The sequence below is a fragment of the Brockia lithotrophica genome (assembly GCF_003633725.1).
Lineage (GTDB): Bacteria > Bacillota > Bacilli > Thermicanales > DSM-22653 > Brockia > Brockia lithotrophica.
Window position 1 is genome coordinate 605,524 of record NZ_RBIJ01000001.1, and the last position, 24,603, is coordinate 630,126.

Consider the following 24,603-nt stretch of genomic DNA (forward strand, 5'->3'; position numbering starts at 1 on the left):
CTTGCCGCTACCTACCCATTATGCCATACTTGTGGCGAAACCCACAATTCAAGCGGCGGACGTACGCCCCTCCGAGCCGGTGGTCCTACGGGAGGAACTTCCTCCTATGGCAGCCGGCCTGGGCTTCGGCCCACGGGGTATATCCGGAAACGGGTATGCCTTCCCCTCGGTGTAGAAGGAGGCGGCGGGTTCCGGTGGTCTCTGTGTGCGCAGACGGGAAGTGCGCTCGGGATCCCGATACCCTGCCGGTTCCGGCAGGGTTTTTCGTTTTCGCCTCGAAACCCCGTGGGGTTGAAGGCCCGTGCCCGGGTCGGAAATTTCTTTCCAAAACGCCGGATCCGGAGGTGCGCCGCACGCCACATGCCGAAAAGGGGGTACGCCGGAGTGACCCAAAGACCGCAAGCGAGAAAACCCCGGACACGGGCGTATGCGGCGATTCTCGCCCTCTCGCTCTTCGCCTTCCTCGCCGGATGCGCGGCGAAGGGCGCGGCCGGACCGGGAGAAGGAACGCAAGCGGCGACACCTCCTGCCAAGACCACGCTCACCGTATTTGCAGGGGCGGGACTCAAAGACGCGCTGGAGAAGCTCGGGGCGGAATATACGGCCAAACACCCCAACGTACACGTGGAGTACAACTTCGGAGCGGCGGGACAGCTCTACCAGCAAATCGAGGCGGGGGGAACGGCGGACGTCTTCGTCGCGCCGGGGAAAAAGGAGATCGACGCCCTCGCGGACGCGGGGAAACTCCTCCCCACCGACCTCGGCACGGTGGTGAGCGTAGCGACCAATGAGATCGTCCTCGTCGGCGCAAAGGGCGGAAAACCCGCAACGTTTAAGGATCTTCCCCAAGCCCTCGGGGACAAGGGAAAGCTCGCCTTGGGCGAGCCCAAAAGCGTTCCGGTCGGACGCTACGCCGAACAGGCCCTCAAGGCCGCGGGCGTCTGGGACGCCGTGAAGGACCGCATCGTCTACGCCCAGACCGTGCGCCAAGTCCTCGCCTACGTGGAGAGCGGCGAGGCGAACTACGGAATCGTCTACGCCTCCGACGCCAAGGTGTCCGACAAGGTGGAGATCGTCGACCGGGCGAAGCCGGAGTGGCACGACGCGATCCACTTCTACGCCGGCGTTCTCAAGGACGCCCCGCATCCTTCGGAGGCAAAGGACTTCCTCGCCTTCCTCCTCACGCCGGAGGCGCAAAAGACGTTCGAGGCGTACGGGTTTTCTCCGGGGAAGGGCAAACTCCGCTGACGAGATGCCGATCCTACCAAAGAGGTACCTAAGACCTTAGCACTCTCCGTGCGGTACACGAACTACGGGCGGAAGGAGGTACCGGCGGTGCGCCCGGAAATCCTCGAACCCCTCCTCCTTTCCATGAAGGTCTCCCTCCTCGCTACGGGCATCGACGTCCTCCTTGCCGTTCCCCTCGCCCGCATCCTCGCCCGCCGGACGTTTCCCGGCGCCTCCCTCTTACACACGCTTTTCCTCCTCCCCATGGTGCTCCCCCCGACCGTCCTCGGCTACCTCCTCCTCCTCCTCGTCTCGAAAAAGGGACCCGTGGGCGCACCCTTGTACCACGCCTTCGGCGTGGAACTCGTCTTCCAGTGGACGGGAGCCCTCTTGGCCGCCTCCGTCGTCGCCTTCCCCCTCCTCTACCAAGGAGCGTTGGCTGCCTTTCGGAGCGTCGACCCACGCTACGAAGCGGTAGCCCGCACTCTGGGCCGCGGCCCCCTGTACGTCTTCTTCACGATCACACTGCCCTTGGCGTGGCCGCAGCTCCTCGCGGGCGTCGCCCTCGCCTTCGCCCGCGCTTTGGGAGATTTCGGCACGACCCTCATGCTCGCCGGCTACATCCCCGGACGCACGGTCACCCTCCCCCTGGGGATCTACTTTGCTGTGGCCAACGGGGAAAACGACGTCGCCGCGGTGATGACCGGCCTCCTCTTCACCTTTAGCATCGCCACCCTCCTCGGCATTCAGTGGCTCACGCGGCGGCAAGGGACGCCCTTCCTCTCCACGGGGTGACCACGAGCCGAACGACCCTCCCGCGGAGGTGAAACCGTGCTCTACGTGGACGTGGAAAAGCGGCTCGCGGAGTTTTCCCTCGTCGTACGCCACGCGTTTCCCCCGGGGATCACGGCCGTCTTCGGGCCCTCCGGATCGGGGAAGTCCACACTTCTTAACCTGATTGCCGGGCTCCTCCTCCCCGACCGTGGGACGATCCGCCTCGGCGAGCGAGTGTTCGTGGGGGAGGGTACGAAGCCTCTGCCGCCCGAAATGCGGCGCGTCGGCTACGTGCTTCAAGCCGGGTTCCTCTTCCCGCACATGACCGTGTGGCAAAACATCGCGTACGGGATCCGCCGGCGCATCCGGCCCGACGACCCAGAAATCCGTCCCCTCCTCGAAGTCACGCGCCTCCCACCTCTCCTCGGGCGAAAGCCGCACACCCTTTCCGGAGGTGAGCGTCAGCGCGTCGCCCTCGTCCGCGCCCTCGCCACCCAACCCGACGTCCTCCTCCTCGACGAACCCTTTGCCAACCTGGACCAAACGCTCAAGGAGGACCTCTACGCCACCCTCCTCGAACTCGTGGCCATGAGGCCCATTCCCGTCCTCCTCGTCACCCACGACCCCGAAGAGCGCGACCGCCTCGCCGAAGACGTCCTCTTCCTCGAGCGCGGGCGCGCATCCCAAAATCCTCGTTGGAAACCCAGGAGGGATTCCCTATGGAAACCGCACGCCTCCGCGGACGCACGCCCCGCATCTTCCGCCCCCGAAGCGCCCTCGTCCTCGCCGTCGCCCTTTTCACTCTCCTCGCCCTGAGCCTCGGTGGCTGCGGCGGAAAGGCGGCGCAGGAGGCCCCGCCGTCCCAAGAGGCGAAAGCCCCGACGACGCTCACCGTCTCCGCGGCTATCTCCCTCAAGGACGCCCTCACTGAACTTAAAGGGGTATACGAAAAGGATCACCCGAACGTGAAGATCGACTACAACTTCGGCGCCTCGGGGAACCTCAAGGAGCAAATCCTGAGCGGGGCGAGCGTCGACGTCTTTTTGAGCGTAGGGAAAAAGGAGATCGACGAGCTCAAGGACAAAAACTACGTGGACCAAGGGCGCGTCGACTCCGTCGCGACAAACCGGCTCGTCCTCATCGCCCCCAAAGACGGGGGGAAACCCGCCACCTTCCGCAACCTCCCGGAAGCCTTGGGTGCGGGCGGAAAGCTCGCCTTGGGCGAACCCAAGAGCGTTCCTGCCGGACGCTACGCCGAACAAGCCCTTAAGGCCGCGGGCGTCTGGGACGCCGTGAAGGACCGCATCGTCTACGCCCAGACCGTGCGCCAGGTCCTCGCCTACGTGGAGAGCGGCGAAGCGAACTACGGCGTCGTCTACGCCACGGACGCTAAAATTTCCGACAAGGTCACGGTGGTGGACACGGCCGACTCCTCCTGGCACGACCCCATCCACTACCTCGGCGTCGTCCTCGCCAACTCACAGCACAAAGCCGAAGCGGCGAAGTTCCTCGACTTCCTCCTCTCCCCGGAGGCGCAAAAGGTCTTTGCCAAGTACGGATTCTCGCCCGGTGCCGGGCGCATGTAGGGGGAGTACGCTTTGGAGCAAAGCCCTTCTTCCCCGCCCCTCGTAAAGAAGGACCCGAGTTCCTGGCCGCCCTTGGGTTGGCGCTGGGAATACTACCACGCCCTCCTCGAGCTCGTCCCGGACGACCTCGTCGTCGACGAGGTGCTCGTCGGCCTTCACTGGACGCTCGTGCGCAGCGGCGACCGCGTGGGCATGTCCATGACGTACCGCGAGGGAGAAGTTTCCGTACCGCAGGCGGGGGACTTCGCCGGTAAGCCCTTGCGCGAGGTGGCGCGGCTTGTTCTGTCCTGGAACTTCGTCGAGGCGGCCATTGGCGTGGCGGCCATCGGCGCCGGGGTAAACACGCGAGAACGCGTCGAGTCCCTCCTCGGATACCCTCTGGAATCCTACGACCCAAAGAGCGCTTTCGACGCCTTGCGCGAAAAGCTTCGCGGGAAAAGGGTAGCCGTCGTCGGGCACTTCCCGGGTATCGAAGAGCTGAGGGAAGACGTGGAACTCACGATCTTCGAACGCGCACCCCTCCCGGGGGATACCCCCGATCCGGCGGCGGAGTACCTCATGGCCGAGCAGGACGCCGTCTTTCTCACCGCCTCGACCTTGGTGAACAAGACCTTCCCCCGGATGCTCGAGCTCGCCCGCGAGAAGTTCCTCGTCCTCGTCGGGCCGAGCACGCCCATGCACCCGCTCCTCTACACGTGGGGCGTGGACGTCCTCGCGGGGCTCGTCGTCCTCGACCCCGAACGCGTATGGCGCATCGCCCAAGAAGGCGGCCACCGTAGGCTCTTCCAAGAAGGCGCCTTCCGCGTCAACGTCCCGCGCCACGGCGGAGGTCTGTAACCGCCGCACACACGACGTAGGTAATTCTGGCTACGGTACACGGCCCAAAGGAAAGAGGCCTTTGCGCCGTAGCCACCTCACGTCCAATATTAGTCTGAAAATTAATCATATGACGAATGATGACGAATGAGGTGGTATTTCATGCGCAGTTTACAAAGCGTGCGTCGTCGGAGCGTCCCCTTCCTCCTCTTCTTGGCGCTCCTCCTCATCCTTTCTGCCTGCGGCGGAAAAAGCCAAGGTACCGCAGGCGCGCCCGACGCTTCGTCGGGGGCACCCGCAAAGGCAGCGGAAACGCCGAAGACCCTCACCATACGCGACGCCTACGATCGCGAGGTGACGATCTCCCTACCCGTAAAGCGCGTGGCCGCCCTCGCCCCCGGCGCGCTCCGCTTCGTGATCTATTTGGACGGCGTAGACCGCCTCGCCGGGGTAGAGGCGATCGAACAACGGGAAGCTTCCCTCTCCCTCGGCCGCACGTACACGCAGATTTACGAGAAGGAATTCAAGGCCTTGCCCACGATTTCCCCCGGCGGTCCGCAAAAGGCCCCGGACCCCGAGGCCCTCGCCAAAGTGAACCCGGACGTCGTCTTTACGACGCTCGATCCCAAGGAGCTCGACGCCCTCGCGGAAAAGGTGAGCTTCCCTATCGTCTCCATCAACTTCACGCCCAAGCTCTCGCAAGGATTTCCCGGTCCCGTATCTACGGAATTCGGCCCCGAGTTTCGCGCCTCGCTGGAGCTCGTGGCCAAGGTCCTCGGCCGAGAAGACCGAGCCCAGAAGCTCCTTCAGGACATCGACGCCGTGGAAAAGGACCTTCGAGAGCGCGCGGCCCGGGCCGAAAACAAGCCCGGACCGCGGGTGTACCTGGGCGGACTTGCCTTCAGGGGCGGCGCGGGAATTGAGAGCACGGCCGCATCGTACTTCCCGTTCGACATCCTCGGGGCGAACAACGTAGCGCGCGAAGGCGGGAAAAAGGGGAGCTTCCTCATCGACAAGGAAAAGCTCCTCGAGTGGAACCCAGACGTGATCTTCATCGACAGCATCAACCTCGACCTCATCCGCCAAGACTGCCAAAGGCGTCCCGAGTTTTACCGCCAACTCAAGGCCATCCAAGAGGGCCGTACCTATACCCTGCTCCCCATTCGCAACTACGGGATCAACGGCGAGATCGCCCTCCTCGACGCCTACTGGGTGGGCAAGATCCTCTACCCCGAAGCCTTTGGCGACGTCGACCTCGACAAAAAGGGCCGCGAGCTTTTCCGGATGTTCTTCGGCGACAAGGGTGAGACCGCCTATGAGGAACTCATCCGGACGTACGGCGGCCTGCGCACGGTAAACCCCTGCGAACCGTAAGGCTCCGAAGGAGGCGAATGCCGTGCTTCAAGAACGCCTGCGCAAAGGCCCCTTTATACCCGTAGCCGACGCCCAGGAGGCGCTTTTCGCGCGCCTCCGCGTCCGGGAAACTCAAGAGATACCCCTCGCCTCCGCCCTGGGACACGTGCTCGCCGAAGATATCCGCGCTCCGCGCGACGTCCCCCCTTTCGACCGTTCGCTCCAGGACGGCTTCGCGCTTCGATCTGAGGACGTCCCCGGGGAGCTCCGCGTGGTAGAGGAGCTCCCCGCGGGGAGTTTCCCCACCCGACCCCTCCGGCGCGGTGAGGCAGCGCGCGTGATGACGGGGGCGCCCGTCCCGCCCGGGGCGGACGCCGTCGTCCCCTTTGAAATCGTGGACTTCCCCCTCGGTTCTGTAGGGCGCAAGGGGGAAACGATCGTCTTATCCGAAGCGGTCCCGAGGGAATTCAAGGTGCAGCGCAAAGGAAGCGACTTCCCCGCCGGAACGAATGTCCTCCGAGCGGGAACGCGCATTGGCGCGGCGGAGCTCGCCGCCCTTTCTGCCTTGGGATTTTCCCATATCCGCGTCTACCGCAAGCCGTCCGTCGCCGTCCTCTCTACCGGCGAGGAACTACGAAACCCGCCGGAAGACCTAAGCCCGGCGGAGATCTACGACGCAAACGGTCCGTTTCTCGTCGGGCTTCTCGCGGAGCGGGGGTTTCCCGTGCGCTACGCAGGGCGCGTTCCCGACCGCATGCAGGACATCGTCCGGCGCGCGCGGGAACTTTTGCAAGACGTCGACGTCCTCGTCACCTCCGGTGGCGTGAGCGTCGGCGATACGGACATCGTCCCCTTTGCCGCGGAGGCTGCCGATCTGGAGGTCGTCTTCCGCTGGGTGGCCATGCGGCCAGGAAAGTCGACGACCGCCGCCGTAGCCCCCGACGGGGCGAAGCTTTGGCTCGCCCTTCACGGCAATCCGGCGGCCGCATACGTCGCCGCCCACCTCTTCCTCCTCCCCGCCCTGTGCCGCCTTTCTGGCGAGACAACCCCCCTCCCCGAAAGGCACCTCGCCGTCCTCCGCGGTGCGCCCGGCATCCGCGAGACCGGAGGGCCGATCCCCTACCCGCTCACCCAATACTACCGGGGAAAACTCCGGTGGGAGGGCACAACACCCGTGGTCGACGCCGCGCGCATCCAGCTTTCTCCTTACATCTCGAGCTTTTTGGACTCCGACGTGCTCGTGGAAATCCCCCACGACCGCACCGTAGGCGAAGGGGATCTCGTGCACGTGGTGCGGACCGCGTGTCGGTAGTTCGGGAAACCCCCTTCCTCGAATCGAGAGACCGAGAAGCCCCCCTGAATCCCGCAGATTTCCACCGAAACGAGCGGACGTGGTAAGATCCGGATGACGCCGTTCGAGGGGGGATTTCCGTGTACACGCTCACGACGCAGGAACTCGAAGAACTCCTGCGCGAAGACGTCCCCTACGCCGACCTCACGAGCGAGCTTCTGGAGATTCGGGGTAAACCCGGGCGGATGCGCTACCGCGCCCGCGAAGAAGGCGTCCTCGCCGGCGCGGAGGTCGTCGCCTCCCTCGCCCGAATCTTGGGACTCGACCCCCGGTTCGTCCTCCCAGCGGGAAGGGAAATCCTCCCAGGGAAAACCGTCCTCGAAGTCGAGGGAGATGCGTACGAACTCCACCGCCTGTGGCGTGTAGGCTTAGGCGTTCTCGGTTTTTCCTCTGGCGTGGCGACAGGTACGCGGAAGCTCGTCCTCGCCGCCCGCAAAGGGGCGCCCGACGTCCCCGTCCTCGCCACGCGCAAGGCGCTCCCCGGAACGCGCAAGCTCGCCGCCCTTGCCGTCCGCGCGGGGGGAGGATGGCCCCACCGCCTGGGGCTTTCGGAGAGCGTCCTCGTCTTTCCGCAGCACCTCCCCTTCGCGGATGACCCACAGCCGGAAGCCCTCGTACGAAAGCTCCGCGCCATCGGCCGCGACAAGCGCATCCTCGTAGAGGTCTCCGACGTCGAAGAAGCGATCCGCTATCTCGAGGCGGGTGCGGACGGCGTGCAGTTCGAAAAGGTCGAACCCGAAGCCCTGCGCCACGACCTCCCTCGCCTCAAGGAGTCCTACCCTTGCGCGGTCTTCCTCGCGGCGGGGGGAATCACGCCGGAAACCGCCGCGGCTTACGCCTCTACTGGCGTAGACGGGCTCGTGACCTCGTGGATGTTCACCCGGCCACCTCTCGACTTTTCCGTAGAAATGGAACGGGCGTGAGTTCGATCCGAAAGTTCACCGGATTCGTCTCACGCCCGAACGAAGCCCGACCCGCTCGAACGCAAAGGTGCCGCCCGACCCTCCCCAAAGGACGGTTGGGCGGTTTATAGTTGCCGAACCGTGTAGCCCTTCTTTCGAAAGATCTCCGCAAGGCCGTCCGGCCCTACGACGTGCGCGGCACCCACGGCGACGAAGAGGGGGCGTCCGTCGCGCTGGAGTTCTTCCTCGATGCGCTGGGCCATATTCTGGTTGCGTTCCACGATGACCTTCTGGTAGTACGTTTCCAACGCTTGGCTCTTCCCTCGGTAGTCGGCTACAGCCGCCCGCTCCAACGCAGCGGTGTCTCCTGTGCGCAAAAATTCATGTAAGGATTCCATCTCTTGACGGTACGCCGCATCATCTTGCGAGAGCTCCTTACGAAGGAGCTCCGCGTAGACGTCGTCGGGCAGAGTCGAAAGAAGCTCCATCTGCATTGAAGCGCCTTCGAGAGAACGAACGGGCTTCCCGAGCTTCTTGGCTTCTTGGATGAGAACCATATCGACCCCGTAGGCGGGACTGAAATCCTTGAGTAGTGAAGAGGAAAGCCGCACTTGGGTGATCATCATGTAAAGGTACCAGGGTTTAAAAGAATCTTGGATGAGCATGGCGCTCCCCCGATTGCGGGACTTGAACTCGTCGATTTTTTGTACGACATCCTTAGGCAATGCGTCGCGGTACGTGCGCCCGTCCGAATACATCCCGTCCAGCGTGTACTTTACCGTTGCGAGCTGTTCGCCGAGAGAGGTGACGTCTGCCTCTACGGCGAGGGCGCCCGCCTCTTGGAACGCCTTCTTCACTTCGGGCGAAAAGGGATACATCTCGCGCTTGGCGACGTGAATCGTACCCATGAGGTAGACGGTCCGCCCGTCCTTCTTCGCCTCGAAGAGGAGGCCGCGGTTCCCCTGCGCGCTTCCTTCGGCAAAGGGGCGAACCGCCTCCTGCTTCGTCCCCCCGCCAAGGAGACCGCCCAAGAGTTGGGAAAACACGTCGGTGTCGGACTCTCCTCCACCGACGAGCTCCTTCAAGAGGTCGGGGAACTCTTGGGCGGAGTCTTGGGGTGCGGACGAGCGGGTTTCCTTTTTGCCAGAACCGGTATCCGGGCGTGGTTTTGCCCCGGCGGAAGAAGCCGCGTCCTGCTCCTGAGAACGCAATTCGTCCAAAAGCGCCTGCGAAGTGGCCTTCCCGTCCTGAGAGGGAGCAAACGGATTCGCACAGCCGAGGGCGGCCAAAAGCACGAGGAGGGCCAAACCCGCCGCAAACAGACGGCGTGCCCCCCTTCCCCCGAAGACCATCCCCCCGCCTCCTTTGCCCAGTTTCCGCACGGTCCTCACAGCGGATTATACATCACCGAAGAAATGGTGGGGATAAAGTTTTCCTAAAAAAGCGAGATCCTCGGCGTTTGCGTCTTTTTCCGTTCCCGCCTTCGTCACACCATCGCTTCGCGGACGTACACGCGGACGCCTTCCGGCACGTGGACGACGAATTCCCCCGGTTGTCCGTGCTGCACGACCCAACCGACGCTCCCTACGGCGATGTCGCGCTTCCCCGGCGAGGCGGAGAGGTGAAGGGGGATCTGCTCGCGCAAGGCGAAGCGTTCCGCACGGTCGCGAGCGGGAGGGAAGAGGAGTTCGCCGACGTGGCGTGCGTAGAGCTCGTCGGCACGGGCGAGCTTCGTCCGATGTACGCGGATGCGCGAAGATGCGTACACGACGAGGGGTTGCGGCGGGCCCGAGACGAAGTCCACGCGCACGAGGCCGCCGAGGAAGATCGTCTGCCCCGGATCGCGAAGTTGGTACACACGCGGACGGATCTCCTCTTGCGGGACGAGGATTTTGAGCTCTTCCGGCAACAGGCGAGGGGCGATCGTACTCGCGGGGAGCGCACCCGGCGTATCGTAGAGGACGAGGTCTCCGGGGAGGTCGAGGCGGACGACGCTCAGCGTCGTCCCGGGAAACGGAGAAACCGTAAGGGGGATGGGCGGAGCATCCACCTCAGGAGCACTAGGCGCGAGCACCTCCCGCAGGGCGTTGAGGAGGGTGGACTTTCCGGCGTTTGCCACGCCCACGGCGGCAAAAGTTCGAAACTTCCCCGCAAAGCGCTCCATGGCGGCGACGAGAGCCTCGAGGTTTCTCCGACGCTTGGCCGACAGAAGGAGGACTTCCGCGGGCTCGAGGCCGAACTCCCGCGCCCGACGCTCGAGCCACCGCACGACGCGCTCCCGCCGCACCGAGCGGGGAAGGAGGTCTTCTTTGTTCCCTACGAGGAGGACGGGGTGGTGCGGACCGCGGGGAAGGGAAATCCCGAGGCCCGCTTCTACGTCCAAAAGGTCGACGACGAGGAGGAGGACGACCTTCTGCTTGGCCAAGGAAGCCATGGCTTCCGCGAAGTCCTCGGAACTCAAGCGGACGGCCGTTGGATCCCCGTAGTGGAGCATGCGAAAGCAGCGCATGCACAAAGCCCGAGGGTCGTCCCACTTTTCCGGTGGCAGGTACCCGCGGGCGTGGGGGTCGGTCGACTGAAGCGGTGCCCCACAGCCGGGGCAGAGACGGACTTCGGCGGACACGTCGCTCATCCCTCCTCGGGCCACAGGCCGAGCCGCTCGAGCAGGCGGCGAAGTCGGCGTTCGAAAAAGCGGTTTACGCGCGTGTGCGGCCCATCCGTCGACACGACGGGGCGGACGAGAACGGCGCGCATCCCCATGCGGTGCGCACCCCAGACGTCCGTGAGGAGCTGATCGCCGACGACGATACACGCTTCGGGCGGAAGGCCGAGCTGGCGCAGGGCGCGTACGAACCCGACGCGCAAGGGCTTTCGCGCCGAAGAAACGTAGGGAATGCCGAGTTCCCGAAGGGCGCTTTCTACCCGCGTCGTGTGGTTGTTGGAAATCACGCATACGGAAATCCCCCGCGCGCGGGCCGCCTCGAGCCAGGCGCGGTGGGCGGGGGGAATTTCCGACGAGTTCCACGGAAGGAGGGTGTTGTCCAAATCGACGAGCACCCCACGCACGCCCTCACGCGCGAGCTCCTCGAGATCTACGTCGGCGAGGGAATCGGCCAGACGCTCGGGAACGAAGTACCCGAGGAGCTTCTTGAGAAGAGCGCGTTCGCGTCGGGCGGACGGGAAGACCTCGCGTCTTGAAGGAAGTCCGGAGTGCTGTCCCCTGCCGTGCTGCAGAAAAGCCTGCCCTTCTTCCCGTCGGTCGATGCGGGTTCCCCCCTTTGCGTCGTTTCACGCTCCGGACCAAACTTTCTTGAAGGGCCTAACGAGGCGCCCGCGTGCCGGGCCAACGATGGCCCCAAACGGACGAGGGTCGGTTCCCCTTCCGCAGAAGACAAAGCCTCAGCAGGACCCGGGAGGAAGGGGCACCCGTGGGGACGGTGATTCGCCGCACGACGGATCGCTCCCGCCCCCCTCCCCTCTATCCCCCAAAAACGGAAAGAGGTCCGCTGACCTCTCGCCTGTGGAAAAGCCTTCCTCCCAGAGGTCGTCGGGCTCCCAATCGAGAAGCGGAGCTTCTCCCGATCCGTAGAGGACGTGTTCCTCAGCATACGGCCAGACGATCCGAACCGTCTCAAGGGCCGCCCGCAAGCGGAGCGGATTGGGGACGCCGCGGTACGGACGGGCGGCAAACTCCGTGACCCGGCGCAGGAGTTCCTCGGGCGAGCGGACGAGGCGCGCCACGCCGGCCGCCTCGAGGAGCTTCGCGTTTTCCTCTTCGTGTCCCGGCAGCGGGCGGTAGAGGAAGATGGGCAGACCCAAGGCCCACGCTTCGGCGACCGAAAGGCCGCCGGCCTTGGTGACGAGGAGGTCAGCCTCCTCCATGAGGCGGCGTACCTCCTCTACGAAGCCGTACACCACGAGGGAGCCTTGCAACCGTCCGCGGTATTCCGAAAGCGCGCGGTAGAGTGGGGCGTTCCGTCCGGCAACGACGACGTACTCCTTGGCAAAGGGAAGGCGGTCGAGGGCAAGGAGGAGCTCGGGGAGGGAGTCGAGCATCCCCAACCCCCCGCCCATAAAGAGAAGGCGCAGCGGCCGCTCGGCGCTTTCCTGGAAGAGGGGGAAGCGAAGACGCCCTTCGGCATCCGCGTTCCAAAACTGGGCGCGCAGGGGAAGGCCTACGGCAAACGCGCGCGTGTCCGGAAAGCCGAAAGCCCCAAGAACTTCTTTCCCCTCGCGGGAGCCGACGAAGTAGAGGTCGTTTGCCGGGTGTACCCAAAACGGGTGCACGGCGTAGTCCGTGACCACGGTGACGAGGGGGGCAAGGAGCTCACCCCGCGCCCGAAGCTCCGCGAGTTCCTGGGTGGCAAGGAAGTGCGTGGAGATCACGAGATCCGGGGAAAGTTCGCGCAGGCGGGCCAAAAGGGGCGCCCGACCCGCAAGGCGGACGAGGGCGAGGACGTCGCGAAAGAGGAGCTTTTGCGGGGCGCCCACGTTGTAGACGGTCCGGTACGCGGAAGGGGCGCGCCGGAGCGCGAAGTAAAAGATCCGTTGGAGGAGGCGGTGAAAGCGTGGGTGTACCCGCTCCATGAAATCCTCTACCACGACGTCCGTTTCGGGGTGGAGCGTGCGCACGGCTTCCGCCACGGCTTCGGCGGCGCTCCGATGTCCGTCGCCATACACCGCATAGACGACCCAGACGCGCCGGATGAGCGGCGACCGCTCGCGGACGATGTCCCCTCCCTTCATCCTCCTTCCCCTCCCCTTTCCGTAGCGGCCTTTTTCGCACCCGTCGGCCCGAGGGACGACCGCTCCGACCGCACGGCGGCGCGGACGCCGTATCGGGCTTCGAGCTCCTCCCGCGAGAGGACGACCCAACGGGGGCTTACGTCTCCCCCCTCACGCAGACGCCGCATGCCCTCGGGGTGCAAAAGGCCGAGAAGCCAGAGCATGTAGGCCCCGGAAATGCGCTCCCAGAGCGTCCCCTGCGGCGGAAGGACGTGAAAGCCGAAGGCGCGGATCCCCCGGTGCAAGGCGGAAAGCCCGTATACCCCCCGCACGTCCGGGGCGTACTCCGCGATGTAGTGCGCGAGGAGCGTGAGCGACTGGTCGGCGAGGCGCTTGAGCTGGATCATGTACCGCAAGGTGGAAGTTTCGTTGCGGAGGGCGGAAAAGAGGAGCTCGTTGTTGAAGTGCAGGTTGAGCCCCGGATCTCCGGGAGAGAGCAAGGTTTGCCCGCGAACGACGAGCGGCGGACCGGAGTACGGCCTCCGCTCGAGGTACAAAAGTCCGTCCGTGCCGAGGAGCGGCGTGTAGCGCAACACCGCGTGGTGGAGCCGTTCGAAGGCGAAGTAGAGGCGGTGGCGCAAACGCCGCGGCGGATCGGGGATCCTCTCCCCGCGCGCCGCCGCCGCGAGGCCTTCACCCAGGGAGGAAAAGCGAAAGGAAACGCCGGCCTCCCGGAGGAGGGTCAGCGCAGCGTCGAGGGCGGCTAGGGAACGACCCGGAGCTTCGGGATCGGCGCCGAACGTCCGACCGGAGTCGTGCAGGAGGACGATTTCGCCGGGAGATACGCGCGAGAGGAAACGCCATTTGAGCCAAAGGACGGTGCGCGCGGCCTGCCAATCGTACATCGTGAGCGACCAAAAGACGACCGTAAACCTCTTCCGGAGAAGGAGGTAGTCTACGAAACCGAGGGCGCCCCAGGGAGGGCGGTAGAGCGCAGGGCGCCTGCCGGTGATCTCTTCTACTATGCGTGCCGCCTCTTCCACACCGCGCACCGTCCTCCACGGCAGGGAGAGGAAGTTCATCGTGTGCCGGAAGTTGTGAATCCCGATTTCGTGACCTGCCTCGGCGATCTGCCGCAGGACTTCCGGGTAGCGCGCCGCGCGTTCGCCCACGACGAAAAAAGTCGCCCGCGCCCCGTGGCGCGCGAGAACTTCCAACAGCCGAGGGGTATATTCAGGATCCGGTCCATCGTCGAACGTGAGAAAGACAGTTCCCGGGACCCGGAGGCGGTGAAGCCCACCAAGCCGAAGGAGGCGAAACCAGACGAGCGAGAGAAGGACGTACAGCGTATAAAGGAGGACGAGGTACGCAATCCCCTTCCCCAAGGCCGGGATCCACGACAAGTCCGCTCCCCCCGATCGCCCCGCCTCCTCGCTCAGCGTACGCGATCCGAAGAGCCATCCCAAAAGGCAGGGGGATGAAGCGGGGCAAATGCGTAGAAAAAGACAAGGCTCAAAAGCATCATACCACTGATGAGAAGCACGTTGGGCGTGGTGAGGCGATCGGCGAGGAAACCCCCGAGTCCGGAACCGAGCATGAGCCCGAGTCCCTCCAAGGTGGAAAAGAGCCCCCACCCTACACCCTTGTGGTTGTGAGGAACGTATTGCGCGAGGAGCGCATTCCAAGCCGGCAACAGCGCGGCGTAGCCGATCCCGAGAACCGCCGCCCAAAAGAGGAGCCTTCCGAGGGGCTGCGGCGGCGCCATGAAGAGGAGGGCGCCGCCCATGAGGAGGAATCCGAGGAGAAGAAATCCCCGGCGCCCCAGGCGGTCGGCAGCCATCCCCATGGGGATGAGCCCTCCCAAGGCCAAGCCTCCGCCGAGGAGGAGGAGGTACGAGTAAGCGTCGTACGGGAGATTTTGGTATACGGCGAGAAAGTTGGGGATTACAGGGATGAGCATGCCCGCGGCCACCGTCTGAAAGAGCATTCCCGGAAGCAAGGCGCGAATACGGCCGAACTGGTGGACGAGGACGCGGAACTGTTCTCGCAGGAGAGGGGGATGGTACGCCGGATGGCGAAAGTCCCGGAGGAAGGCTACACTGAGAAGCGAAATCCCCCACACTCCCAGGGCGACGTAGAGAGGGGTCACAGATCCCCGCCCGATGAGGAAGTTGCTCAGAATTACCCCGCCTCCCGTGCCCAAAAGCCAAAAGGCGTACAAGGTTCCCATCTGCGCGCTTCGGCGTTCTTCCTCTACGGATCCCATGGCGAGCAACCATACGGGGGATATCCCAAAACCGAAGAGGGTTGCCGAGAGGAGAAAGAGCCAAGCGTCGCGGGCAAAGGGGAGCAAGGCAAGTCCCAAGAAAGATATGCCCATGAGCACCCCGAGGACGACACGCGCCGGGAAACGATCGAGGAAGAAACCCGCCGAGGACTTAGAGGCGAGGTCCGCAAGGGAGTGGGCGGTTACGGCAAGCCCTACCCACGTGAGGGACATCCCGAGCACGTTTTCTCCATAGATGACGAGAAAGGAAAAGACAATAAGCCCGCGGACGAACTCCGTGGCGAAGAGGAGAAAGGCAAGGTGAAAAAACCCCGAAGGATATCGTTTCGGCAAGGGCATTCGCTCCTCATATTCCGCGGTGGCCGTAGGCCTCGGACCTTTCCGGGCCCTTAGTTCCTTTCCCGTACTCCTCCGATTATACCGGGTTTTCCCCGAAGCGAAAAGGAGGATCCGGTTGGCGGCAGATCGGACCTACCCTCCACACACGGAAGAAATCCCGAATCACAGCATTCCCTCTGCGGAAGAGGTTCCTCCTCACGCGGGGACCGAAGAAGGGCCCCCCGCACCCGAACCTTCGGATCTGTACAAGATCGTCTTTCACGACGTCCTCCCCGGGATAGTCGTCGTCCTCGCCTCGCTCCTCATGGCGTTTTCCTACAACGCCTTTCTCATCCCGCACAAGATCCTGAGCGGGGGTGTCGCGGGGGTGGCGATGATCCTCTCCCTCTTCACCCCCATCTCCGCCGGTACATACCTCTTCCTCCTCAACGTCCCGCTTTTCGTCTTCGGGTACTTTACCCTCGGTCGGCGCTTCATCCGCGAAAGCGCCCTCTCCGTCGCCACGCTTTCCGTGGCGATGAACTTCATCCCCGTACACCCGCTCAGCAACGATCCCGTGATCTCTTCCGTCTTCGGCGGTGCGCTCGTTGGCCTGGGTATGGGGATCATCTACCGAATGGCTGGATCGTCCGGCGGCATCGACATCGTCGCCTTTTACCTCGCCCGGCGACGCGACTTCCCCATGGGGACGCTCCTCTTCTCCTTCAACGCCGCGGTCGTCGCCCTCGCCGGCGTCCTCCTCTCTCCGGAACGCGCCCTGTACACAATGCTCGGGATGTACGTCTCGAGCCGCGTGGTGGACGGCGTCTTCACGCGGCACCTCAAGCTCACCCTGTTTATCGTGACGCAAAAGGGGGAGGCCGTGCGCCGCACGCTTCTCGAACTCAACCGCGGCGTGACGATTCTCGAAGGCGTGGGCGCGTACAGCGGGAAAAAGCGCTCCGTCCTCATGACGGTCGTGACCCGCTACGAACTCCCCCACCTGAAGCGAAAGCTCCTCCGCATCGACCCTTACGCTTTCGTAGACGCCGTGCAGTCCGTGGACGTGGTGGGCGGCTTCCAGCATCGGGAGCCCCTGGAAGAAGAAGAACCCATCTACCTCCTCCTCCCTACTCCGGAACGGGAAAAAACCACCGCGAAAACCCTCGTCCGATCCGCGAACGGAGGCGCGCGGAAGTGGTTTGCGAAAAAAAAGGAGGGAGGTTCTCCTCCCCCCGAAACGAGCTGACCACGCCCCAAACGCGAAAACCGCCTAGCCGCCGACGTAAAACATTTCGACCTTTGTGCGGTTTTTCTTCGTGTTGGCGAGGCGGATCTCGGAGTAGTGGTCGGCGCGCCGTTCCCAAACCTCCCGGATCTTGGCCACGATCTCCTCGTCCGATGCGCCGTTGCGCAAAAGCGTGCGTACGTCCTCCCCGGTTTCCGCAAAGAGGCAGGTGACGAGCTTTCCGTCGGCGGTGAGACGAATCCGCGTGCACGACGAGCAAAAGGCCTGCGTGACGCTCGTCACGAAACCGATTTCCACGTCAGAACCCACGTAGCGGTAGCGTTTCGCGACTTCGCCGAAGTACTCGGGATGCACGGGTTCGAGGGGCATCTCCCGGGAGATGCGCTCGAGGATTTCCCGGGCGGGGACGACACGTTCGAGGTTCCAATCGTTGGCCGTGCCGACGTCCATGAACTCGATGAAGCGGAGGGTTACCCCCTTTTCGCGGAAGAAGCGGGCCATGGGGAGGATGTCGGCGTCGTTCTCACCCCGGATCACCACCATGTTCACCTTGACCTCGAAGCCCGCCTCCCGGGCGGCGTCGATGCCGCGCACGATGAGCTCGGGGAGGAGGTTCGTCCCCGAGAGCCGGCGAAACGTCTGGGGATTCAGGCTGTCCAGACTCACGGTGACGCGGTCGAGCCCGGCCTCCCGCAAGGCCCGAGCCTTCTTGGCCAAGAGGAAGCCGTTGGTCGTCATCGCGAGGTCTACCCCGGGAGCGACGCGGCGAATGCGGGCCACAAGTTCTTCGATCCTCGGACGGAGAAGGGGCTCTCCGCCGGTGATCCTCACCTTGCGGATCCCGAGAGAAACAAAAATGCGCACGAGGCGCTCGATTTCATCGAACGTGAGGAGTGAGGCAGGCGGGAGAAAGGAAAAATGCGGGCCGAACTTTTCCTTAGGCATGCAGTACACACAGCGAAAGTTGCACCTATCGGTGACCGAGAGGCGGAGGTCGCGCATGGGTCGACCGAACGTATCGCGAAAGGGAACCTCCAATGCCGGATCGGGCATACCCCTCACCCCTTTGCACCTCTTATAATCCTATACAAGGTCTCTTCTTGCAAGCCCTTTCATAAGGCGGGGTGTGACCCTTTTGGGAAATTTCGACACGCAGGACGACCTTCGGAAACGCGACGGCAGAGAACTTGGACCGGACCCCCTCTCCCCGCGGTACCTCAGGCAGCGGGACTTCCCCACCCTGGGCGTAGAAGGACAGCGCCGCTTAAGCCGGGCGCGCGTCGCCGTAGTTGGGGCCGGGGCTTTGGGAACCCACGTCCTCGACCTCCTCGTCCGCGCAGGCGTAGGCTTCATTCGCGTGATCGACGGCGACGTCGTAGAGGAACACAACCTCCCACGCCAAACCCTTTTCGACCTTGCAGACGCCCGCAGCTTCCGCCCCAAAGCGGAGGCGGTGCGCGCGCACCTCGCCCGAATCGACCCCGAGGTACGCGTAGACGCCCGCGTCGCCGAGCTCCTCCCGGAAAACGCGGAGGCGTTTCTCGCGGACGTCGACCTCGTCGTCGACGGCACGGACCGTCCGGAGGTGCGCTACCTCCTGGACGACGCGAGCCGCAAGTTTCGAATTCCCTGGATCCACGGGGCCGTCCACCGATCCTCGGGAACGGTGGTCGCTTTCGATCCGGAAACCGGCACGTGCTACCGCCGCCTCTTCCCCCGCCCCCCGAAAGATGCGGAAGGCTGCAACCGCACGGGGGTGATCGGGCCGGCTCCCGCGGTCGTCGGCGCCCTGCAGGCGGCTTTGGCCTTTCGGTTCTTGAGTGGTAGGGGTGCGGAAGTCGCGGGAAGGCTCTTCCACATCGACACGTGGACCCTCGCCGCGACGTCTTTCGAAATTCCCCCGCCAAAGTCAGCGTACTCGGAAGCGGAGGACCCGTGCAAAGGCCGCGTCTTTCCCGCCCTCGAAGCGTCGACGCCGGAGGTGCTCGTCCGTCCGTGTCCGGGGACCGGGAATCCCCAGGTCGTCGTGCATCCGCTCGGCGGCAAGCCCGTGGACCTCGAAAGGGCCGCCGACCGCCTCGCGCCGTATGGCGAGGTGATTTGCACGCCGTCCGTCCTGCGGGCGGTATTGCGTACGCCGCTCCACGGAAACGCCGCGTCGCCCGCTTCTCCCAGGACAATGCTCCTTTTCCCCGACGGGCGGTGCGTCGTTTCGGGCACGGACGACGTCGATGAGGCCCTCTTCCTTACACACCTGGCGTTCGGGGCGTAACCCGTCCGCCGTCAGCCGTCCGTTTTGTCTTCTCCCTCGTCGGCAGAGGGATGCCCCTCTCCTCCTACCCCACCGAAGGTCGGCCGTTCTGTGGGCGTCTGGCGGAACATGGCGTGGTAGAGTTTCATGAGCGCGCGCTTTTCGATCCGCGATACGTACGAGCGGGAGATCCCCAACGCGCGGGCGACATCCTTTTGCGTCTCTTCCTCACCTCCCGTAAGTCCGAAGCGGCGGACGATCACCTCACGTTCGCGCTCGTCGAGGACGTGGAGGTACGCCTCTAGGCGATCGCGTTCGATGCGAACCGCGATGCGCTCCTCAAAGTCGTCGCCCTCCTCGCGCGGCAGGACGTCCATAAGCGTGAGGGCGTTTCCTTCCTTGTCCGTACCGATGGGTTCGAAGAGGGAGATGTCGCGCCGCATTTTTTTGGTCGCGCGCAGGTGCATGAGGATCTCGTTTTCTACGCACTTAGCCGCGTAGGTCGCGAGCTTTGTTCCTTTGTCTGGCGAGTAGGTCTCCACCGCCTTGATGAGGCCGATCGTGCCGATAGAAATGAGGTCGTCGGGGTCTTCCCCGCTCGTTTCGAACTTCTTGGCGATGTGCGCCACAAGACGAAGGTTGTGCTCGATGAGGCGGTTGCGCGCCTCCACGTCGCCGGCGAGCATCCGCCGGACGTATTCCTCTTCTTCTTCCTCCGGAAGAGGATGGGGGAAAGAGCCTTGCCGGATTTGTCCGATCAGGTACTTGAGTTCGCGGACGACCCACAAAAACCAGTGCAGGAGGGAATCCACGGCTTCCACCTCCGGCGGGCTTCTTCGTTTATCTCTATGATCCCGACTCACGAAGGAAGAAGCCCGAAACCGCCGGAATCCCTCCACGGATACGAGGAAGTAGACGTCTCGAGCGCCTCGCGCGCCACGATTCCCAGCTCCGCATGCGAAAAACCTTCGCCGCACAGGCAAAGGCGCGGCATCTCGCCGTCTTAGCCGATTGCAGACGTACGAAGCCCGACTTCCGACCAAACGAAAACGGCGCCGCACCGATATGCGGCGCCTTGCAAAACGCCTTTCGGGCCGCTTTTCTGGCGCCCGGGCGACGGATTAAGGCTTTCCGAACGTACGGGGGGACTTTGGCGGATTTCCTCCCGCCGGAGGAAGGGAGAGGTCGAAACTCGTCCCAAACGGCGAACAACCTCCCCCCGCCCGGGGACAGCTTTGGCGCAAAGGGCAAGTGGCGCACGGGTCGCCGCCGCGCAAGGCGTCGGCCCAGACTTTCGCCGTCCGCCAGAGGGTTCGCGCCGAAAAGGCCAAGGCCAAAGCGACGATGGCGATGCCGAGAACGCTTCCGGGCGTCACGGCGATTCCCCCTTTGCCCGATTCCCGCGGGCGAGGTTAAGGCGTCTGCCGGTGAACGCAAGCGTACGGTGAAAATGGGTTTCATACTCAGTATACCACGGGAGAAACCCCAGGCAAATGCGAAAGACCTCTGTCCCGGCGGCGTACGTCCGCCCGAAAGGCGCCCGCACTCCTTGCCAAATGGTGCCATCTGTGATATTTTGATAATTGCGGGACAAACTTACGGCTGAAGGGGGGATGGGCCATGTTCGGGATCGTACCTTTCCGCGACCGGAAACGCCGGGACGTGCGGAGCGTCTTCGACGAGTTTAGCTCCCTCATGGACCGTCTTCTGGACGAAGACTTCTTCCTCGTGCCGTTTGTCCCCCGTAGCTTCCGTACGGACATCCGCGAAACGGAGGATGCCTACATCGTCGAGGCGGAACTCCCGGGTGTCCCGAAGGAAGCCATTCGCGTGACGTACGACGAAGGCGTCCTGAGCATCGTTGTCGAAGAAGACAAGGACATCACGGAGGAAAAGGGCGAATACATCCGCCGCGAACGCTACCGCGGGCGCAACGAACGCCACTTCGCGTTGGAAAACGTGGACGAGGAAAAGATCACCGCTTCGTTCGAAAACGGGGTGCTCCGGATCACGCTTCCCAAGCTCAAGCGTACGCCCCCCAAGGGCCGAGAGATCGTCATCGAGTAACCCAACCGCGCAAAGGCCCCTCGGCCGGTTGCCGAGGGGCCTTTGTTTTGCGGGTTTCGGGTTTGGCGGCTTCAGACGACGGCCGTCACGTCCCCCACCTCTTTGCGGCAGCGGGGGCACAACCCGTAGAGCTCGAACTTGTGGTCGACGATGAGGACGTCGGGATCCAACCCGTTCAGCGGGAGGACATCCAACGGGCAACCGGGGATGACCATCGTCGCCCCGCAGCGAATGCAGATGAAGTGGTGGTGGTGCTCCTCGGTATCGCAGCGCAGGCGAAAGCGGCGCTGGCCGTCGAACTCGATCGACGTGACGATGCCCAGCGCCTCAAAGAGGCGGAGGTTGCGGTAAATCGTATCGAAACTCAAGTAAGGGTAGTCGTCGTGCAGGAGAGCGAAGAGATCTTTAGCCGTAAGGTAGCGGTCTTCGCGGGCCAAAGTGCGGAGGATCGCCTCGCGCTTGTTCGTCGCCTTGTAGCCCTCATCTTCTAAGCGCCGAAGCGCCTCTTCTACGCGCACGGTCCTCAGCCTCCTTTCCCGTCCGCGGCCTCTCCGTTCGAAGGTCCGAGGGGCGAAAGGCGGACGAGTCCCCGCGAAGCTTCGAAGGACGCAACACCTTCGTCGTCACGCGAAAGCGGCACGTTCGCACTGCGGACAAGGGGGCGTGGGGCTTCCCCTGTCGTCCGACGGCGGAGGCGTTTCCCCAACCCTTCTCCCGTAAGGACGAAGAGCAGGGTGAGCGCGGCGACGAGGACGATCGTACCCCCCGTGGCGAGGTTGTACGTGTAGGAAAGCACTGTTCCCGTGAGCACGGCCCATTCCCCGAAGAGGACGCTCAGAAGGATCGTCTCCTTGAAGCTTCGGGCGAGGCGCACGGCCGTAGCCACGGGCAGCGTGATGAGGGCGGAGACGAGGAGCATCCCTACGACGTTGAGGGCGACGCCGATTACGAGGGCGAGAAGGACGGCAAACAAAAAGTTCACGAACTCGGCGGGAACGCCGGAAACGCGGGCGGTGTCCTCATCGAAGGAAAGAAAGAGAAGTTCTTTGTAAAAGAGGACGACGAGGAATAGGATCGCCGCGCTCGCAAAGGCCATGCGGTACAGATCCGCCGAAGTTACGGAGAGGATGTTCCCGAAGAGGAGGTCAAAGACGTCCACGTTGAGCCCGCGGACGATGCTCAAAAGCACCACACCAAAGCCCACGCCCGTGGAAAGGGCGATGGGGATGGCGATCTCACTGTACGAGCGGTACGCTCCGCGCAACTTCTCGATGAAGAGCATCGCCAAGAGGGCAAAGAGCATCCCGAAGTACACGGGATCGATGTGGGCAAACCACGGATACGTCGACGCGAGGATGATCCCCGTGGCGACGCCGGGAAGGGCGATGTGGGCGAGGGCGTCGGCGATCACGGGCAGGCGCCGGACGAGCACGAACGTGCCGATGAGGGGCGCGACAAATCCCGTGAGAAGGCCGCCAAGCAAGGCGTTTTGCAAAAAGCGGTAGGTGAGGAGGGCTTCCAGAAATTCGCGCATCCTTACGCGTCACCTCCCGGTGCACTCGTCCGCCGCACGCGCCTCAAATCCGGGTCGGTCTATGAACCTAGCGCGCGGTGCGCGACGGGCACCATGAGTTCCCCGTACGCCTCGCGAAGCACGCTCTCCCAGCGGGCGCGGAAATCCGCCGTACTTCCGGCGAAAAACACGCGGCGGTTCAAGACGACGACCGTGTGCATCCGCTCCGAAACCGCCCCGAGGTCGTGGGAGACGAGGAGGATGGAGAGCTTCCGTTCGCGGTTGAGCTTTTCCAAGAGGGCGTAAAACTCCGCTTCCGATCGCACGTCTACCCCGACCGTCGGTTCGTCGAGGATGAGGACTTCGGGATCGGATACGAGGGCGCGGGCGATGAAGACGCGCTGCTGTTGCCCGCCCGAAAGGCGGCCGATCGGGCGGTCGGCAAAGTCGGCCATCCCCACCGTCTCCAAGGCTTCACGTACCTTTTCCCGCTCGCGTCGTCCCGGGAGGCGGAACAGGCCGAGCTTCCCCGTGAGGCCCATGGTGACGACTTCCTCTACGGAAGCGGGGAACCCGAGGTTGAAACTCGCCGCCTTTTGGGACACGTACCCCACCCGCGACCACGCGCGGAACTTTTCCAAAGGCAAGCCGAACCACGCCACGCTTCCCGCGTCCGGACGGAGAAGCCCGAGGGCGATGCGCACGAGCGTGGACTTCCCGGAACCGTTCGGCCCCACGAGACCCAAGAGTTCACCGCGGTGCAAAGTCAGAGAAACGTCTTCGAGTACGGGAATGCGATCGTAGGCAAAGGTGATCCCGCGAAGTTCAAGTACCGGCTCGGCCTTCCCGAACGTCGGAGGAACGGTGCGCACCTCCAAATGAGACATCCGAATCCCCCCTTCCCGCGCCTCGGGCGATCGAATGCCTCCCGCCACCGGGGAGGCGGAAAAATCCAAATCGTAACGGTTACGATTTCAAATTCATTGTACCACGTCGGCAAAAGAGCGTAAAGTTCGGGCGCGCGCCTCGCGCGTCACGCGCCCGAGGAAAGGCGGCGGGCGTTTTCCTCGCTACGCCGGATGTTCGCCAGGTGCTCTTCGTACGTCTGCGCGAAGTAGTGTTCACCGCTGCCGTCCTTTTTGGTCACGTAATACAGGTACTCATGGCTCTCCGGAAAGACGGCGGCCTTGAGGGCCTCCCGTCCGGGATTGGCGATGGGCCCCGGGGGAAGGCCGTGGACGCGGTACGTGTTGTACGGATGGTCTACTCCGAGGTCGTCGTAGCCGATCTTCTGCCGATGGGGATCGCCGAGGGCATAGGCTACGGTCGCGTCGATCTGGAGGGGCATCTTGTGCGCAAGGCGGTTGTAGATTACGCCGGCGATCTTCGGCCGTTCGTCCGGGACGACGGCCTCGCGTTCCACGAGGGAGGCGACGATTACGGCTTCGTCGAGGGAAATTCCCCGGCGTTTCAGCTCTTCCCGCCACGCGGGATCGAAGACCTCGGCAAAGCGCTGGAGCATACGCTCCGCGATCGCGTGGGCACCCGCATCCTTCGGAACCGTGTACGTATCCGGAAACAGGTACCCTTCCCAACGGTACTTGCGACCCGAACGTTCATCGGGAGAAGGTACGTCGTCCGAAAACGACAGCGAAAAGGAACCCCGCGCAACCTCGGACAAGAACTCCTCGCGCGTGCACAGCCCCTTTTCTTCGAGGAGCGAGGCGATCTCTTCCGCCGTAAACCCCTCGGGTACGGTAAACGTGACCGTTTCCACATACGTGCGCCCTTCCCGAAGGATGCGGACGACTTCCGGCACGGAAGTGGGCGCCTCGAAGCGGTAGCGCCCCGCGAGCAGCACAGCGGAAGGCTCTTCTAGGCGCAGGTAGAGGAGGAAGGCCGGGGCGCTTCGGATCACGCCCGCGCGCATGAGGAGTTCGGCGATGTCGCGGGAGCTCATCCCGGAGGAAATCTCGACCACGATCGGATACGGAACCCCACCGTCCGCGGGAGGCGCCAAGGAAGCGCGGTACCAAGCGTACGATCCACCCAACCCTGCTAGGGCGAGGACAAGAAAAAAGAGGGCCGCCCCGAGCATCCAACGGCGTCCCTTCCGTCCCAAGGTCGTCCTCTCCTCTCCCGTGAGTTGCCCGCCGGCCTCTCTCTGGCGGAGCTCCTCGGCGC

Annotated in this window: 24 protein-coding genes and 1 riboswitch; of the genes, 11 read left to right on the plus strand and 13 right to left on the minus strand. The window is 63.9% G+C overall.

The genetic code is table 11. The annotated features are described in order from the left end of the window. Positions 1-57 precede the first annotated feature (57 nt). Positions 58-196: riboswitch (molybdenum cofactor riboswitch) on the plus strand. 188 nt (positions 197-384) lie between these two features. The 8 genes from modA (C7438_RS02785) to modD all read left to right on the plus strand — a co-directional run bounded on the left by modA (C7438_RS02785) (position 385) and on the right by modD (position 8,030). After that, positions 385-1,248, plus strand: a complete 864-nt coding sequence (modA, locus tag C7438_RS02785; RefSeq protein ID WP_170143511.1) for a molybdate ABC transporter substrate-binding protein — start codon at positions 385-387, stop codon at positions 1,246-1,248. Positions 1,249-1,335: 87 nt separating this feature from the next. Beyond that, positions 1,336-2,022: a molybdate ABC transporter permease subunit gene (gene modB, locus C7438_RS02790; RefSeq protein ID WP_147401974.1), complete on the plus strand. Its 687-nt coding sequence runs from the start codon at positions 1,336-1,338 to the stop codon at positions 2,020-2,022. A gap of 36 nt (positions 2,023-2,058) precedes the next feature. After that, a complete protein-coding gene (locus C7438_RS02795; protein WP_121443791.1) occupies positions 2,059-2,817 on the plus strand; it encodes an ATP-binding cassette domain-containing protein in 759 nt (252 codons plus the stop codon). Further along, a complete protein-coding gene (gene modA, locus C7438_RS02800) occupies positions 2,721-3,587 on the plus strand; it encodes a molybdate ABC transporter substrate-binding protein (RefSeq protein WP_121443792.1) in 867 nt (288 codons plus the stop codon). The genes C7438_RS02795 and modA (C7438_RS02800) overlap by 97 nt, the downstream gene beginning before the upstream one ends. 12 nt (positions 3,588-3,599) lie before the next feature. Continuing rightward, positions 3,600-4,424, plus strand: coding sequence for a DUF364 domain-containing protein (locus C7438_RS02805; RefSeq protein ID WP_121443793.1), 825 nt, complete (start codon positions 3,600-3,602; stop codon positions 4,422-4,424). A 141-nt stretch (positions 4,425-4,565) separates the two neighbouring features. After that, positions 4,566-5,777 carry an ABC transporter substrate-binding protein gene (locus C7438_RS02810; protein WP_170143512.1) on the plus strand — a complete coding sequence of 404 codons (1,212 nt, stop codon included), beginning with the start codon at positions 4,566-4,568 and terminating at the stop codon, positions 5,775-5,777. A gap of 22 nt (positions 5,778-5,799) precedes the next feature. Beyond that, positions 5,800-7,068 carry a molybdopterin molybdotransferase MoeA gene (locus C7438_RS02815; protein ID WP_121443795.1) on the plus strand — a complete coding sequence of 423 codons (1,269 nt, stop codon included), beginning with the start codon at positions 5,800-5,802 and terminating at the stop codon, positions 7,066-7,068. 119 nt (positions 7,069-7,187) lie between these two features. Next, complete coding sequence (gene modD, locus C7438_RS02820; protein ID WP_170143513.1) at positions 7,188-8,030, plus strand: ModD protein; 843 nt, start codon at positions 7,188-7,190, stop codon at positions 8,028-8,030. Between the two features lie 104 nt (positions 8,031-8,134). Here modD and C7438_RS02825 read toward each other — a convergent pair whose 3' ends face one another. From C7438_RS02825 to C7438_RS02850, 6 genes are all read right to left on the minus strand, one after another. Next, positions 8,135-9,361: a TraB/GumN family protein gene (locus C7438_RS02825; RefSeq protein ID WP_121443797.1), complete on the minus strand. Its 1,227-nt coding sequence runs from the start codon at positions 9,359-9,361 to the stop codon at positions 8,135-8,137. A gap of 134 nt (positions 9,362-9,495) precedes the next feature. Then, on the minus strand, positions 9,496-10,641 hold the full coding sequence (gene yqeH, locus C7438_RS02830) for a ribosome biogenesis GTPase YqeH (RefSeq protein WP_121443798.1): 1,146 nt from the start codon (positions 10,639-10,641) through the stop codon (positions 9,496-9,498). Continuing rightward, entirely contained in the window at positions 10,638-11,273 is a 636-nt protein-coding gene (locus C7438_RS02835) for a YqeG family HAD IIIA-type phosphatase (protein WP_121443799.1), read from the minus strand. Before C7438_RS02835 ends, yqeH begins: the two co-directional genes overlap by 4 nt. Positions 11,274-11,408: 135 nt before the next feature. Next, entirely contained in the window at positions 11,409-12,755 is a 1,347-nt protein-coding gene (locus tag C7438_RS02840; protein WP_121443800.1) for an MGDG synthase family glycosyltransferase, read from the minus strand. Then, positions 12,752-14,137: a polysaccharide deacetylase family protein gene (locus C7438_RS02845; RefSeq protein WP_170143514.1), complete on the minus strand. Its 1,386-nt coding sequence runs from the start codon at positions 14,135-14,137 to the stop codon at positions 12,752-12,754. The genes C7438_RS02840 and C7438_RS02845 overlap by 4 nt, the downstream gene beginning before the upstream one ends. Before the next feature lie 32 nt (positions 14,138-14,169). After that, positions 14,170-15,354, minus strand: coding sequence for an MFS transporter (locus C7438_RS02850; RefSeq protein ID WP_170143515.1), 1,185 nt, complete (start codon positions 15,352-15,354; stop codon positions 14,170-14,172). A 121-nt stretch (positions 15,355-15,475) separates the two neighbouring features. On the opposite strand from C7438_RS02850, the gene C7438_RS02855 reads away from it, so the two are divergent. Further along, positions 15,476-16,588: a YitT family protein gene (locus C7438_RS02855; protein ID WP_121443803.1), complete on the plus strand. Its 1,113-nt coding sequence runs from the start codon at positions 15,476-15,478 to the stop codon at positions 16,586-16,588. 24 nt (positions 16,589-16,612) lie between these two features. On the opposite strand, the gene moaA is transcribed toward C7438_RS02855, so the two are convergent. Further along, positions 16,613-17,626: a GTP 3',8-cyclase MoaA gene (gene moaA / locus C7438_RS02860; protein WP_289626229.1), complete on the minus strand. Its 1,014-nt coding sequence runs from the start codon at positions 17,624-17,626 to the stop codon at positions 16,613-16,615. Positions 17,627-17,723: 97 nt separating this feature from the next. On the opposite strand from moaA, the gene C7438_RS02865 reads away from it, so the two are divergent. Beyond that, entirely contained in the window at positions 17,724-18,860 is a 1,137-nt protein-coding gene (locus tag C7438_RS02865; RefSeq protein WP_170143516.1) for a HesA/MoeB/ThiF family protein, read from the plus strand. Positions 18,861-18,871: 11 nt separating this feature from the next. Here the strand turns inward: C7438_RS02865 and sigK are convergent, their stop codons facing one another. Both sigK and C7438_RS02875 read right to left on the minus strand, forming a co-directional pair. Continuing rightward, the gene (gene sigK / locus C7438_RS02870; protein WP_121444067.1) at positions 18,872-19,651 is read right to left on the minus strand and encodes an RNA polymerase sporulation sigma factor SigK; all 780 of its coding nucleotides are present in this window, start codon (positions 19,649-19,651) and stop codon (positions 18,872-18,874) included. Between the two features lie 309 nt (positions 19,652-19,960). Next, positions 19,961-20,215 carry a hypothetical protein gene (locus C7438_RS02875; RefSeq protein WP_121443806.1) on the minus strand — a complete coding sequence of 85 codons (255 nt, stop codon included), beginning with the start codon at positions 20,213-20,215 and terminating at the stop codon, positions 19,961-19,963. Between the two features lie 244 nt (positions 20,216-20,459). Here C7438_RS02875 and C7438_RS02880 point away from each other — a divergent pair, with 244 nt between their 5' ends. After that, positions 20,460-20,906 (plus strand): Hsp20/alpha crystallin family protein, encoded by a 447-nt coding sequence (locus tag C7438_RS02880; protein ID WP_121443807.1) that lies wholly within the window; start codon positions 20,460-20,462, stop codon positions 20,904-20,906. Positions 20,907-20,977: 71 nt separating this feature from the next. On the opposite strand, the gene C7438_RS02885 is transcribed toward C7438_RS02880, so the two are convergent. From C7438_RS02885 to mltG, 4 genes are all read right to left on the minus strand, one after another. Continuing rightward, positions 20,978-21,424, minus strand: a complete 447-nt coding sequence (locus C7438_RS02885; RefSeq protein WP_121443808.1) for a Fur family transcriptional regulator — start codon at positions 21,422-21,424, stop codon at positions 20,978-20,980. Positions 21,425-21,429: 5 nt separating this feature from the next. Next, positions 21,430-22,440 carry a metal ABC transporter permease gene (locus C7438_RS02890; protein WP_121443809.1) on the minus strand — a complete coding sequence of 337 codons (1,011 nt, stop codon included), beginning with the start codon at positions 22,438-22,440 and terminating at the stop codon, positions 21,430-21,432. Positions 22,441-22,499: 59 nt separating this feature from the next. Continuing rightward, positions 22,500-23,306 (minus strand): metal ABC transporter ATP-binding protein, encoded by an 807-nt coding sequence (locus C7438_RS02895; protein WP_121443810.1) that lies wholly within the window; start codon positions 23,304-23,306, stop codon positions 22,500-22,502. 146 nt (positions 23,307-23,452) lie between these two features. Beyond that, the gene (mltG, locus tag C7438_RS02900) at positions 23,453-24,541 is read right to left on the minus strand and encodes an endolytic transglycosylase MltG (RefSeq protein ID WP_147401975.1); all 1,089 of its coding nucleotides are present in this window, start codon (positions 24,539-24,541) and stop codon (positions 23,453-23,455) included. Between the last annotated feature and the right edge of the window lie 62 nt (positions 24,542-24,603).

Excerpts from the sequence above, each read along its gene's own strand:
- modA (WP_121443792.1), top strand. The coding sequence starts at position 2,721 with ATGGAAACCGCACGCCTCCGCGGACGCACGCCCCGCATCTTCCGCCCC.
- C7438_RS02810 (WP_170143512.1), top strand. The coding sequence starts at position 4,566 with ATGCGCAGTTTACAAAGCGTGCGTCGTCGGAGCGTCCCCTTCCTCCTC.
- C7438_RS02825 (WP_121443797.1), bottom strand. The coding sequence starts at position 9,361 with ATGGTCTTCGGGGGAAGGGGGGCACGCCGTCTGTTTGCGGCGGGTTTG.
- yqeH (WP_121443798.1), bottom strand. The coding sequence starts at position 10,641 with ATGAGCGACGTGTCCGCCGAAGTCCGTCTCTGCCCCGGCTGTGGGGCA.
- C7438_RS02840 (WP_121443800.1), bottom strand. The coding sequence starts at position 12,755 with ATGAAGGGAGGGGACATCGTCCGCGAGCGGTCGCCGCTCATCCGGCGC.
- C7438_RS02880 (WP_121443807.1), top strand. The coding sequence starts at position 20,460 with ATGTTCGGGATCGTACCTTTCCGCGACCGGAAACGCCGGGACGTGCGG.
- C7438_RS02890 (WP_121443809.1), bottom strand. The coding sequence starts at position 22,440 with ATGCGCGAATTTCTGGAAGCCCTCCTCACCTACCGCTTTTTGCAAAAC.
- C7438_RS02895 (WP_121443810.1), bottom strand. The coding sequence starts at position 23,306 with ATGTCTCATTTGGAGGTGCGCACCGTTCCTCCGACGTTCGGGAAGGCC.